This is a genomic window from Flavobacterium sp., assembly GCF_003525665.1.
Taxonomy (GTDB): domain Bacteria; phylum Bacteroidota; class Bacteroidia; order Flavobacteriales; family Flavobacteriaceae; genus Flavobacterium.
This window is the reverse complement of sequence record NZ_DQDX01000153.1, coordinates 8,796-22,468: the sequence shown is the minus strand read 5'-3', so window position 1 is coordinate 22,468 and position 13,673 is coordinate 8,796. Positions and strand designations below refer to the sequence as shown.

Annotated in this window: 13 protein-coding genes; 3 read left to right on the top strand and 10 right to left on the bottom strand. The window is 31.4% G+C overall.

The genetic code is table 11. From position 1 onward, the window contains the following. Nucleotides 1-113: 113 nt before the first annotated feature. From DIU01_RS10890 to DIU01_RS10845, 10 genes are all read right to left on the bottom strand, one after another. Nucleotides 114-272 (bottom strand): lmo0937 family membrane protein, encoded by a 159-nt coding sequence (locus DIU01_RS10890; protein ID WP_290834357.1) that lies wholly within the window; start codon nucleotides 270-272, stop codon nucleotides 114-116. Between the two features lie 154 nt (nucleotides 273-426). Next, nucleotides 427-2,160, bottom strand: a complete 1,734-nt coding sequence (locus DIU01_RS10885) for a glycosyltransferase (RefSeq protein ID WP_290834356.1) — start codon at nucleotides 2,158-2,160, stop codon at nucleotides 427-429. 6 nt (nucleotides 2,161-2,166) lie between these two features. Then, the gene (locus DIU01_RS10880; RefSeq protein ID WP_290834354.1) at nucleotides 2,167-2,811 is read right to left on the bottom strand and encodes a hypothetical protein; all 645 of its coding nucleotides are present in this window, start codon (nucleotides 2,809-2,811) and stop codon (nucleotides 2,167-2,169) included. Further along, on the bottom strand, nucleotides 2,801-3,835 hold the full coding sequence (locus DIU01_RS10875) for a pesticidal protein Cry7Aa (RefSeq protein WP_290834352.1): 1,035 nt from the start codon (nucleotides 3,833-3,835) through the stop codon (nucleotides 2,801-2,803). The genes DIU01_RS10880 and DIU01_RS10875 overlap by 11 nt, the downstream gene beginning before the upstream one ends. A gap of 257 nt (nucleotides 3,836-4,092) precedes the next feature. Then, complete coding sequence (locus DIU01_RS10870) at nucleotides 4,093-4,350, bottom strand: hypothetical protein (RefSeq protein WP_290834350.1); 258 nt, start codon at nucleotides 4,348-4,350, stop codon at nucleotides 4,093-4,095. A 103-nt stretch (nucleotides 4,351-4,453) separates the two neighbouring features. Then, the gene (locus DIU01_RS10865) at nucleotides 4,454-4,888 is read right to left on the bottom strand and encodes a response regulator (protein WP_290834348.1); all 435 of its coding nucleotides are present in this window, start codon (nucleotides 4,886-4,888) and stop codon (nucleotides 4,454-4,456) included. 4 nt (nucleotides 4,889-4,892) lie between these two features. Beyond that, complete coding sequence (locus tag DIU01_RS10860) at nucleotides 4,893-6,860, bottom strand: ATP-binding protein (RefSeq protein ID WP_290834346.1); 1,968 nt, start codon at nucleotides 6,858-6,860, stop codon at nucleotides 4,893-4,895. Between the two features lie 6 nt (nucleotides 6,861-6,866). Beyond that, nucleotides 6,867-7,433 (bottom strand): AraC family transcriptional regulator, encoded by a 567-nt coding sequence (locus DIU01_RS10855; RefSeq protein WP_290834344.1) that lies wholly within the window; start codon nucleotides 7,431-7,433, stop codon nucleotides 6,867-6,869. 65 nt (nucleotides 7,434-7,498) lie between these two features. After that, nucleotides 7,499-7,852, bottom strand: a complete 354-nt coding sequence (locus DIU01_RS10850) for a cupin domain-containing protein (protein WP_290834342.1) — start codon at nucleotides 7,850-7,852, stop codon at nucleotides 7,499-7,501. 474 nt (nucleotides 7,853-8,326) lie between these two features. Next, complete coding sequence (locus DIU01_RS10845; RefSeq protein WP_367221977.1) at nucleotides 8,327-10,105, bottom strand: LTA synthase family protein; 1,779 nt, start codon at nucleotides 10,103-10,105, stop codon at nucleotides 8,327-8,329. Between the two features lie 259 nt (nucleotides 10,106-10,364). Here DIU01_RS10845 and DIU01_RS10840 point away from each other — a divergent pair, with 259 nt between their 5' ends. The 3 genes from DIU01_RS10840 to DIU01_RS10830 all read left to right on the top strand — a co-directional run bounded on the left by DIU01_RS10840 (nucleotide 10,365) and on the right by DIU01_RS10830 (nucleotide 13,626). Further along, nucleotides 10,365-12,143, top strand: a complete 1,779-nt coding sequence (locus tag DIU01_RS10840; RefSeq protein ID WP_290834338.1) for a long-chain fatty acid--CoA ligase — start codon at nucleotides 10,365-10,367, stop codon at nucleotides 12,141-12,143. 155 nt (nucleotides 12,144-12,298) lie between these two features. Beyond that, the gene (locus DIU01_RS10835; RefSeq protein ID WP_290834336.1) at nucleotides 12,299-12,685 is read left to right on the top strand and encodes a hypothetical protein; all 387 of its coding nucleotides are present in this window, start codon (nucleotides 12,299-12,301) and stop codon (nucleotides 12,683-12,685) included. A gap of 128 nt (nucleotides 12,686-12,813) precedes the next feature. Then, nucleotides 12,814-13,626: an alpha/beta hydrolase-fold protein gene (locus DIU01_RS10830; protein ID WP_290834335.1), complete on the top strand. Its 813-nt coding sequence runs from the start codon at nucleotides 12,814-12,816 to the stop codon at nucleotides 13,624-13,626. The last annotated feature ends 47 nt before the right edge of the window (nucleotides 13,627-13,673 follow it).

The window sequence follows — 13,673 nt, the reverse complement described above, 5'->3', positions numbered from 1 at the left end:
TCCGAAGATAGTTCTTAACTAACCAACAAACAATTTATAAAAATAAAACTGAAAAAATTTTTAGAAACCAATTTGTTACTTATTCTAAATCAACTTACTAAACCACTAATAAGTTAACTTAGCGTATTTTTACCGCGAATAATTTTGAAAATTATCACGATTATAGCTATTATTAAAAGAAGGTGAATAAATTCTCCAAATCCGTAAACAAAAAAACCTAATGCCCATGAAATTAATAAGACTAGTACTATTACATATCCTATGTTTGTCATAATTTTTGTTCGTTTTAATTATTTAATTCATCTGCATTAATTCATTACAAAGATTGCTTAACTACTTCGTTATTACTTTACACATAATATTATTTTTGTTATATATATGCCACTTTATTTTTTTTTCAAGCAAAATAGTCACCAAAAACAGCATTTAATTTGCTTCTAAAACACTATCAGTCAATTTAGTAGTAAATTTTGGATTTTGAATTTCTTCAAACACCAATCGCGCCATTAAATAACTCACGGTAGATTCGGCACCTTGATTTAAATTTACATGAGTTTCCTCTAACCCATCATAACATCCGCCAGTTGCAGGATTATACACGATTTGATGCAAATGATTTTTACCTAAAAACCAGTTGAAAGCAGTTTCTATTTTTTCTAAATAATCTTCGTCCTTAAACGATTTATAGAAAGTATTTAAAGCTAGAATCGTGTAAGTAACATCAATAGGTTGTTCTCCGAAATCATTGGCACTTTTATTTTTATGATGCCAACCTTGATTGGAAATTACCTTAATTTGATTATCTCTAAAAATAATTGACAGTAAAAAACTGAAGGATGTTAAGGCTATTTTTCTATACAATAAACTTCCTGTACTTAAGGAAGCATAAAGCATTGCTTCGGGTAAAAGACTGTTGGCATAAGTCAAATAGTTTTCAAACCACTTCCAATTTTTATCAGAAACACCTCTGAATTTTGAAACCAAATTGTCTGCTAATTGTGTAATTATAACTTTACTAATTTTATTGTCTTTATCTAAATTATAAAAATACAATCCTTTAATAGCAAAGGCCATGGCTCTTGGTGAGAGAAAATCAGTGCTCTTCATGAATGCTTTTTCAAATGCAATTGTTGCCACATTCAATAATTTTTCACTAAAAAGATGCTGATAAGAACAAAATTCGCCCAATGCCCAAATTGCTCTACCATTAGAATCTTCAAGGTTTTCGTCTTGGTTTTTAAGAAAGAAATTTCCATCTTTATCAACATAATTTAAAAAAGTTCCATCTTCTTGCTGGCAAAAAATGATGAAATCAAGATAAGTTGTAATTAGTTCTAAATCGGCAACATCGCCTGTTAGTTCATAGTGTTTGGATACCGCAATTAAAGCACGAGCATTATCGTCTAAAGTATAACCAGAATCTAAATCGGGTGATGCAATTTGTGAAAACTGAATCATTCCGTCGCTGGTTGTCAATCGTTTGATATGATCTAATGAAATTTTTGGCAATTCATATTTCAGCTCCACTTTTCGTTTAGCTAAACTACTTTTGGTCAATTCGATATGAGCAATTGCAGCATTTTGCCAAGAAGTAGAACTTATGGCGTGCAAGGCATTTAGTCGCATTTCTTTTAGTAATTTCGGATCAAAAAGCAGTTTAATAGTTGCTTCTGCTAATTGTTCAGAATTTTGAAAGTCAAAGTTAATTCCGGCGCCATCAAGTAACTCTTTGGCATGTGGAATTGGTGTTGAAATAACCGGACAACCGCAAGCCAAAGCATAAGCAAGAGTTCCGCTAACGGCTTGGTTCGGATCTTTTGAAGTGAACAGATAAATCTTGGTTCGTTGCAAATAATCCATCAATTCAGGCAATGATAAATAACGGTTTATGAAACGAACATTATTTTGCAATCCCAATTCATGTACCTTTTCATAAAGCGAATTTCTGTATTTTTCACCATCGCGTTTAAGAACTTCTGGATGCGTTTTTCCAATTATTAGATAAATTACATTAGGAAATCGTTCAATGATCTTAGGCATCGCTTCAATGGCAGTTTCTATACTTTTACCTTCGCTTAATAAACCAAAAGTAGAAAGCACAATTCTATCGGCTAAATGAATTTTAGATTTATTTGAAGGAGTTTCATCTGATGTAACCAAATGCGTTTATTGAGCAATAACAGCAATTTTGTGATTTGAAATGCCATAATCGTTTTTTAATAAAGCAGCCGAAATATTGGTCATCACAATAACCGAATCGGAACAATCAACAATTTTTCGAACTACTTTTTTTAGTTTCGGATTTGGATTTGGCAAAACCGTATGAAAAGTTGTGGTTATTGGTCTTTTTAAATGAGCCATTAACTTTAATAAATAGTCACCGTTTTCTCCTCCAAATAAACCAAACTCATGTTGCAAGAAAATCATGGCTATATTTTTATCGGAGTTGATGCGATTAGCCATTTGAACAAATTGCTCTTCATCATCAGTTTGAATAGTATATTTTACCTCATCAGAATACTTATAATCTGATTCTTTTGCATTGAGAGCACATACTTTTAAGGCAAAACTATTGCCAAATTTTTCTTGGATGGCATTTCTTAAATCTTGCGTGTAAGTTGCTATGCCACATTCTCTCGGTGGATAGGTTGTTATAAATAGAATTTCTGGTAATTCTTTATTTTTTAATTGAACTAAAGTAGTAGTTTCAACCTTTTGCATTTTGAAGAAACTACTACCATTTAAGTTGCCAATGGCTTCATTGTAAACTACCAAACTGCTGTTATATACTGGAAAAATATTAGCTCTCATAATCTACTTTATTTAGTAATAATTCTTTTAATAATTCTTTTAAACTTACTGATGCACAAGCAATACACTTGTCTGCTGCGCCATAATAGATGTATAATGTATCCTCGAAAAGTGCTGTTCCTGTTGGAAAAACCACATTGTTAACTATGCCATTTACTTCATAATCAAACTCAGGAATGAACAAAGGATTTACCAAACGTGCAATAACTTTTGTTGGATCATCAATATCCAATAATGCAGCTGCTGCCGAATAAATATAGCCTTTGGAAGTATCATAAACGCCGTGGTAAATTAAAAGCCAACCTAATTCGGTTTCAATTGGCGGTGCGCCAGCTCCAATATATCCCGATTCATGATTTACACCGACTGGATCAAGAATGATATGCTCACCAAAATGAAGGAAGTAGTTACTCCAAAATTCTTTTGTAAGTTCTTCTAAATTGTTAATAAGAACCAATTGAATTCCGGGTTTTATTCTATGCAAAAAAGCCAACTTGCCGTTAATACGCCTTGGAAAAAAAGTAACATCTTTATCCCAAAGATAAATGTGCTCGCTGGGTTCAAAATGCCTGTCGTGTCTAAAATATTTCACATTTACAGAGTTAGTACATTCTGCTAAGCGCTTAAACTCATCATAAGTAAACATTGGAACTATTATTCCTTTTTGTTCAAAAGTGATTAAATCAGTCGACGTTACTAAAGAACCCAATGCATTTATCCCATTATACGCTGTGTAGGTTATGTAATAAATCCCATCGATTTTTACAATTCTTGGATCTTCTACACCTTTACAATCATCGTTGCCAAATGGTATTATTAAAGGCGTATTATTTCGTTCAACGACTTTTAATGGTCCGTCAAGTTTGCAATAGCCAACAGTAGAATAGTTTCCTTTTCTAACCGCTCGATACAGCATGTGAATTGTATTTCCGTCCTGCATAATTGCCGGATTTAGTACGCTATCATCTTCAAAAGACAATCTCGTTCTTTTAAGAATAACACCTTGTTTTTTTACTTTTAGCATAATGTAGAATTTTAGAATAAAAAAGGCGCAGAAATTTAATATCCAGCGCCTTTTATCAACTTTTACATGTATTCGTAGTATCACTTAAAATCTACGTTGCCCATATAATCAAGTTGAAGTTATAATAGTGCAGGTTGTTTTATTCGTTTTATAATTTGAATTATTATACTGTAAAGTTGCGTTTATAATCCGTGAGAAGATTACATCGATTTGAGTTTAACTTACACATATCACACGTTTTAAATGAATAGTAAAATCTAACTCAAAAGTGCGTGAAGTTTAAAATTTTCTTTTTGGGATTCTAAAGCCATCAAGATTTTTCCGTGTGCTTTAATTGTGCTTTGAGCAGCTCTGTCGTGATTACCATTTTGATGGTGAATAGCAGCTTCTTGATGAAATTTTGCGGCATTTACAAGATGTAATGCAATTGTGTTGTGATAGTCAATTCCGTTTTGAATATCGGCAATTGAAGCGATAGTAGTAGCTTCTTTGTGGTTGGTGTCGGTATTTGTCATGATATCTTTTTTAAGTGATAGTATCGTATGACAAAGGTATTTTCAATAATGGTAAAAAACTTACATAAATAGGTATTTAAGATACATATTTCACATATTTGATTTACATTCTGTCCATATACCAATTGAGTTGTTTTTCAACTTTTTGGGCATGTAATACAGCGGATACAATTTGCTTTAAGCGAAAAAAAGCGGTTTCACTTTTTACAACATAATCTGTTGCTTTGTGATGCATACATTTTATTGCAACGTCAATTTTGTCTTGAGCAGACAGCATTACTACTGGAATAGTAGTGTCAAATTCTTTTATCTTATCTAGTGTTTCTAAGCCATTCATTGCATTAGCATCTATTCCGTCAAGGTGATAATCTAAAATAATTAAATCGGGATTTTTATCTAAATTTTCTATACAAAGTTCACCCGATGCATAGGTTTCTATAACAAAATCGGCCGTATCCAGGAATTCAATTTCTAGCATTTTTAAAAATAATGCATCATCATCTACTAGAAATAATTTTATTTTATCGTTGGGTTGCATTAGGTTATTTTTTTAATATTATTAGCTCTTCTTCAAGTTCTCTACAGGCTTGGGTGCAAATGTTTTCTAATTGCAAAACCATTTCTAGAATGTCATTCTCTTCATTTTGCTTACTAGCAAATTCTTGGACTTTTTTTGCCATATTTTCAAAATCTTGATTGATACCAACTATTGAAAACGACGGAATCATTTTATGAACAGTTGCTTGCAATGTATCCCAGTCTTTATCATTAAAACTTTGTTTCATTGTAGAGATTAATACCGGAGTTTGCTCAAGATACAACGCGATCATTTCTGACATTAATTGAGGATTGGATTTTGTACGTTGCATTAGGAATTCCATGTCAATACATCGTGGTTTAACCCTTTCTAATTCTTTAGTATTGCGTTGGTTAACTTTTTCTAAAATTTTGACGATTTTGCTGTATAAAATAGTTTCGTTTACTGGTTTAGAAATATAATCGTCCATTCCAACCGATTTACATTTTTTTAAATCCACCGTAGTAACATCGGCAGTTAATGCTATGATTGGAATTGAGGATTTCATTTCGTTTCTAATGTATTCTGTGGCTTCAAATCCGTTCATGACTGGCATTTGTAAATCCATTAAAACAATATCGTAATTTCCTTTTTTGAGTTTGTCGACAGCAATTTTTCCGTTTGCTGCAATTTCACAACCAAAACCAAAATCATCTAATAATGTTCTCATTAACAGCTGATTTAAAGCTATATCTTCAACAACCAAAACTTTTATATTTTTAATTTCAGTGGTAACTTCCTCCAATTCATCAACTAATTCATGATACGAATTGGAAATGGCAAAGGTGAGTTGGAAACTAAAAGTAGAACCTTCGTTAACTACACTTTCTACATTTACAAAACCATTTTGACCCTCAACCAATTGTTTTACAATAGCAAGTCCTAAACCTGTTCCTCCATAAACTCTAGATGTTCCGCTAGAGGCTTGATTAAAATTCTCAAAAATGGTTTTAATTTTAGATTTTTCTATACCAATTCCAGTATCAGAAACGGCAAATTCTATGGTAGCTTTTTCATCATCTTTTTCAATCAATTTCACGCTGACTACGATTTTACCTTGAGATGTAAATTTTACAGCATTACTAACTAAATTCAATATTATTTGATGCAATCTAACAGGATCACCAAGTAAGACTTCAGGGATTTTACTGTCGTATACTTTGCTGAGTTTGATGTTTTTTTCTTGACTTTTAATATCAAATAAATGAATCATTGCATCTATTGATTTTGACATTTTAAAAGGCACATTTTCATAAGTCATTTTACCCGAATCGACTTTAGCCAAATCTAAAATATCATTGATTAGCACAATTAATGAATCGCCACTTGTTTTTATAGCTTGAAGAAATTCTCTTTGCTTTTTCGTTAAATCGGTTTTAAGAACCACTTTTGTAAAACCTATTATTGAGTTCATCGGAGTACGAATTTCGTGACTCATATTAGACAAAAACTGTTGTTTGGATTTAACTGAATCAATGGCAATTCTTGTGGCATTTTCGGCTTTTACTTGTTCTGCTTCTGCAACGCCTTTGGCTAACTCTGCAATAGCATTGGCTTCTTTCAATTCTTTTTCAATTTTTCTTTGCGCAGTAACGTCTCTGGCAACAATAACTGCACCGAGAACATTTCCGTGTTCATCTTTATAAACCGAACCGTTAAAGAGCACATTTGTAAATTTGTGATCTATAATTATTAATGGATAATCTGTGATAAATCCTTTTTCAAAAACAACTTTGCAGACTGCTTTTGCTTTTTGTGGGTCGGTAAAATAAATGTAAAAATTAGTTCCAATAAGTTTATCACGAGTAACTCCAGTAATATTAACTGTTGCTTGGTTCATATCTGTAATTTCGCCATCGATATTGATGGTAAATAACGGATCTAAACTTGCTTCTATTAAACTTCTTGCGTACTGATTGTCTGCTTTTTTCATACTATTTTAATTTCCAATTTCCTCAATTGGGCATCTTCGTTTGTCTTTTAATTGTTTAAAATGGGATGGCGATAAACCAGTAACTTTTTTAAATTGATTGGATAAATGCGCAACACTGCTGTAATTCAATACATACGATATTTCTGTAAGATTCATTTCATCGTATAGAAGCAATTCTTTGGCACGTTCTATTTTATGAACAATAATAAACTGTTGTATGGTAATTCCTTTAACTTCAGAAAAAATATTAGACAAATAAGTATAGTCATGATTGAGTTTTTCGCTGATGTAATCAGAGTAATTAACTTTTGGTAATTCATCGGTATAATGCACCATTTCGATAATTACATTCTTTATTTTTTCTATTAAAACAGCTCTTTTATCGTCCATGAGCTCTAATCCTGATGTAAGTAAAGCAGCTTTTAATTGAGCTCTTTTTACATCTGAAATATTTTCCATGATTTCAACTTCGCCCAAATCAACCATCACAAAATGGATTCCCATTTTTTTAAGTTCGTCTTTGACAACCATCTTACAACGAGTGCTAACCATATATTTTATGTAGAGCTTCATATTTTAAAATTTATATCTAAAACCGATATTTTTTATAGGATTAAATAGAATAAAACAGCCAGAAGTTACTCTTCATAGCCGTTTTTAATGACAGTAGAAATCATTTTAAACTGTTCATTTGCATTAAATTGATGCTTAGAATGTGCTGGAATAATAATTCCTTCACCACGTTTTAACTTGAAAACTTCAGAGTTGATTACTATTTCTGCAACGCCATCAATTATTTGAACGTAAGCATCAAATGCAGATGTTTTCTCGTCTAATTCTTCACCAGCATCAAAGGAGGAAACAGTTACGTTTCCGGTTGTTTTTTTTAGTATCGTTCGGCTTACTACAGCATTAGCCATGTACTCAATAATTTGTACAATTATGTGAATTTTTGACTTCTCTAATTCGGCAGTATCATTACTTTTTTTCATTACTTTTTTAAATAGGAATAGTTAATTAATTTATGGATAAACAATTGTTACTATTTCACCCTACAAAGTTGATTTAACTATCATTTTGAAGAGTTACATATAACATATAAATAGTTGCATAAATCACATATTTGTATGATTTGCAAAAATTAAATTTAGAAGGAAATCAGTTATTATTTAGGCTGATCACAATGGATTAGAAATTGAGGAAAATAAATAGTTTTCCTGTGAAGAATTATCTATAAAGGTAGGTAAAAAGAAATGAAGTATGTTATATTATTGCAGTTAATAAAAAAAGCGTTTCAGTGTTGAAACGCTTTTTTTATTATTCTTTTTCAGAAGCAAGATGCTTTCTACTTTGGTAGGCTTTTAAAAACTCACCTTTGGGTTTTCCATCATCAAACGAACTCCATTTTATTAATGCTCTAACGCCTTGTCTAGCTTCTTCGTTGGTCCAGTTTTAATATTATATTCTTATTTAGAATCTAATTTTTTATCAATAATTCGCTCCATATAATCTTGAAGAAAAGCTTTGCAACGCAATTCCAAAACATCCATTTCTTTATTTCTATTTTTTATAAGATTGTTTTTCAAATCTTTATCATTTTTATCATAGAAACCGGTTGCTTTCTTTTCATTAAAAGTACCAATATAATTACCACTCATAAACATATACTCTTTGGAATTATGCTTTATTGCAAATGGTTTGACATCGTTAGGATTTATCAAGCTTCTGCCCCAACTTCTAAATGGTTTTTCGTATCCAATCATGTCCAATAACGTTGGATAAATATCTATTTGTTGTGCCCATTCGTTATTTTCTCCAACATACTTTTTGTTAGGAGTAAAAAACAAAATTGGAACGGTATGTTTATTGGCTTCCTTTCTATATTCGTCATAAGCAATTGTGTTTCCATGATCGGCAACTAAAACAAAAATAGTGTTGTTGTACCACTTCTCTTTTTTGGCCGCAGTAAAAAACTTCTTTAAAGCCATATCGGTATAACCTATGGTTTGATGAATATTCACCGTTCCTTTATCAAATTTACCTTGGTATTTCTCTGGAACAATATAAGGTTCGTGTGAGGAAACCGAAAATAGTGTTGCCATAAATGGTGTTTTCTTTTGAGTTAGTGTTTTATTAAAATACTGAAAGAAAGGCTCATCCCAAATTCCCCAAACGCCATCAAAATCGGCATCATTATTATATTCATTTTTTCCATAATAATGGTCATAACCAAGAATATTAGAAAAACCTAAAAATCCCATTGATCCATTTGGTGCTCCATGAAAAAAAGAAGTATCATAACCTTCATTATTCAAAACCGAAACCAATGATTCTATTTTTTGTTTAGAGAATGCCGACGACGTAAAAGCATCCTTAAACGACGGAATTCCTGCAACAATAGATGACATTCCATGTATAGATTTCCAACCATTTGCATAAGCATTAGTATAAATCATACTGTGTTGCGCAAGTGAATCTACAAATGGTGAATAGCTTTTATAATTAGCAATTTTTGTGTTTTTATTAAATGCACCAATGTACTCGCGACCATAACTTTCTAAAATAAAAATTACAATATTGGGTTTAATTTTTGGATTGTTTTTATAGTGCTTTATCGGAACCAATAACGTGTCTACTGCCTTTTTATCAACCAAATCTACTTTCTTAAAGGTATTTGCTGTCCAAGTTCTAATGATTGCAAAAGGCGTATTTAAAACAAAATCGGCTTGCGAATTATGTGTAACATAGCGACTTGCATCGAGTAAATTAATTGGGCGCGTACTCTTTTTAAAATCGCCACGAATTCCTCCTACACAAAGCGTAGCAATAAGTAAAAAACTAACAGTAGCACCCAAAAAATAATTGATACTTGGTTTTACACTTACTTCTGCTATTTTGACTTTTTTATAAAGGTAAATCCAAATAAAGGCACACAAAAAGAATAGTAAAAAAACATGCCAATAGCCTACTATGAAATTTAATAAAAGCGTAGTTTTATCTTCATTTTCTAAAGTATCCAATGATGCTCTTGTACTTCTATTAAACGAATATCGGTAGTATATAAAATCAACAAAATTAAAGGAATACATCAATAAATTTGTTGCAAAATATAAGTAGAATAGAATTTTTTGAAATACTTTTTTAGTGTTGATAACCAGTGGCAAAACCGATAAAACTATGAATAAAATATTGGTGTAAAGTATGGTTGTAGTATCAAATGCAATTCCGTGGTAAGAAAGGCGCACAAAATCGAAAAAAGAATTAATTTTAATTAAATTTACATTATAAAAATAGAATAAAATTCGAGCAAAAAAGTAAAAAATATAGACCAATAAAATTCTATATGCCAGAACTTTATATTCATTAAACCGAGAAAATCTTTTCATTTATAATATGCTAATAATAAGTCGGTAAAGTTACATATTTCACAATAATGATTTATATTTTTTAAATTAATATTGTGAATGATTATTTTATTAATTAATTTGCATCAAAATTTAATCAATGGCTTCAATAACACGTCTATTTGATTTTCCTTATCATCAATTAGAAAAATATAATATTCCCGATGCTTTAGTTACCAAACAAAATGGTGTTTGGGAAAAAACGTCTACGCAAGAATACCTTAATAAAGCGAATACTATTTCCAGAGCTTTACTGCGTTTAGGTATTCAAAAGAATGATAAAATTGCCATAATTTCGTCAAATAACAGAACCGAATGGCACATCATGGATATTGGAACCTTGCAAACTGGTGCGCAAACAGTGCCAATTTATCCAACTATTTCTGAAAACGATTACGAATATATTCTGAACCATTCAGAAGCTATGTATTGTTTTGTTTCAGATGACGAAGTGTTGAAGAAATTAAACGCCATTAAAAACAACGTACCAAAACTAAAAGATGTTTATTCTTTCAATGAAATTGATGGTTGTAAAAACTGGAAAGAACTTCTAGAATTAGGAAGCGACACAAGCAATCAAGACGTTGTTGAAGACCGTAAAAACAATGTAAAACCATTAGAATTAGCTACTATAATTTACACTTCTGGAACTACAGGAAAACCCAAAGGTGTAATGCTTTCTCATAACAATATTGTTTCAAATGTTTTGGATTCTGCCAATAGAATTCCGTTTGATGCAGGAAAAAGTAGAGCGTTGAGTTTCTTACCTATTTGTCATATTTATGAGCGAATGGTAACTTACATTTATCAGTATTATGGTGTTTCAATCTATTTTGGTGAATCTATCGAGAAAATTTCAGATAATGTAAAGGAAGTACAACCAAATGTAATGACTGGAGTTCCAAGACTTATTGAAAAAGTGTACGAAAAAATCATTGCCAAAGGATCGGAACTTACAGGAATTAAGAAAAAGTTATTCTTCTGGGCAGTAGAACTCGGATTAAAATATGAACCCGATAATGCCAATGGTTGGTGGTACGGAATGCAATTAAAACTAGCTAGAAAACTTATTTTCAGCAAATGGAAAGCAGGTTTAGGCGGAAGATTGGATCTAATTGTAAACGGAAGTGCCGCATTACAACCACGTTTAGCAAGAATATTTGCAGCAGCAGAAATACCTGTTATGGAAGGTTACGGATTATCTGAAACTTCTCCTGTTATCTCGGTAAATGACCAACGAAATAGAGGATTCCGAATTGGAACTGCTGGTAGAATTATTGATAATGTTGAAGTAAAAATTGCTGCCGATGGCGAAATTCTTTGCAAAGGACCAAACGTAATGATGGGTTATTACAAAGATGAGCAATTAACCAAAGAAGTAATTGTTGATGGCTATTTTCATACTGGCGATATTGGCGAAGTAGATAAAGACGGATTTCTAAAAATTACCGACAGAAAAAAGGAAATGTTCAAGACTTCTGGAGGAAAATATATTGCACCACAGTTACTAGAAAACACTATGAAGCAATCGCGTTTTATTGAGCAAATTATGGTTATTGGCGACGGACAAAAAATGCCAGCAGCGTTCATTCAACCGAGCTTTGACTTCATAAAAGAATGGGCGAAAATTCATAACATCAACATTGGAACTACTAATGAAGAGATTATTTCAAATCAAAATGTAATTGATAGAATTCAACAAGAAGTAGATGTACTAAATGAAAAATTTGGTAACTGGGAAAAAATCAAGAAATTTGAATTAACACCCGATTTATGGACAATTCCAGCTGGACATCTAACTCCAACTATGAAGCTAAAACGAAAAGTGGTCATGGAAAAATACATCAATCTTTTTCATAAAATTTATGATAATGCCTAACACAAAAGCACCTTTAAAATGGTGCTTTTTTTATGCAACTACTACATTATCAACAATTAAAACTTTAAAATAGTTAACAATTAATTCAGTCAAAGAGTAAACAATTCTTAATATTTAGTATTTTTATTTTATTAACCAATAAAAACTAATTAATTATGAATGTAAAAAACTTTATTGTAGGAGGAATTGTTGGCGGCATTGCCGAATTTCTTTTAGGATTCTTGTTTTATGGTTTTCTATTTAAGGAGAATTTTGCAACTAATGGACAAGAAAACATGTCATTTATTTTCTTAGGATGTATGACTTTCGGATTTTTTATATCCTATATTTTTAATCGATGGGCAGGAATTTCTACAGCCGTTTCCGGTTTAAAAGCTGGTGCAATTATTGGATTTTTCATTGGTCTACACGGAAATTTCTTCACCAATGCTATGAATGCCGCACCCAATTATAAATTGATGAGTTTAGACATGATAATTATGATTATAATGTCGGCAATCGTTGGAGCTATTGTCGGACTCTTAATTGGTAAAATGAAATAATACTAACTAACCTTTATACCTAAAAACCATGAGTAATTGCTTGTGGTTTTTTATTTTTCAAATTCATTTTCAGCAAACCCAATAATTTTATATACTTGCAATAAATTCTTTGATATAAATTAATTACAATGAAAAATATACACCTTATTTTGCTATTGAGTTTCATTTTCATTGGTTGTAATAACCAAGCCCAATCACAAGATCCAATTCCTGTACATGATACCTTTACTATTGATTCTAATTTATTGAATGAAAAACGAACCATCAACGTGTGGAAGCCCGAAAATTATTCTAAAACCAACGATTCGTTACCGGTAATGTACATGCCTGATGGCGGAACAGCTGAGGATTTTCCTCACATTGCAAATACTATGTCTCAATTAATTAAAACAAATAAAATACCTCCTTTCATTCTTGTTGGAATTGAAAATACAGTTCGCAGAAGAGATTTATCTGGAACAACTGAAGTAGAAAAAGACAAAGAAATTGCTCCTGTAATTGGTGGCGCTTCAAAATTTAGAGCATTTATCAAGGATGAATTATTTGCTGAAATCAATAAACGTTATCGAACCAAAAACACCAAAGGAATTATTGGAGAATCGCTTGCAGGGCTTTTTATTATGGAAACGTTCCTTACACAACCCGAAATGTTTGATTATTACATCGCCATGGATCCATCGCTTTGGTGGAACAACCATTATTTGGTGAGAACTGCAAAAGAACATTTAAACAAATTTCCTGAAACTAAAAAACGACTTTGGTTTGCTGGCTCAAATGCTTCTGATATCTCTAAACATACTAAAAACCTAGCAAAAATTTTAACTATAGAAAATAATAAGAATGTAATCTTTAACTATTCTAACGAACCAAAAGAGGAACACCAAACTATTTATAGAGCGACCAAAGAAAAAGCATTAATTTGGACTTTAAATCCTCAGTAAATTCTGAAATAAAATTATAATCATTATAAAAATATGAAAGCAACATT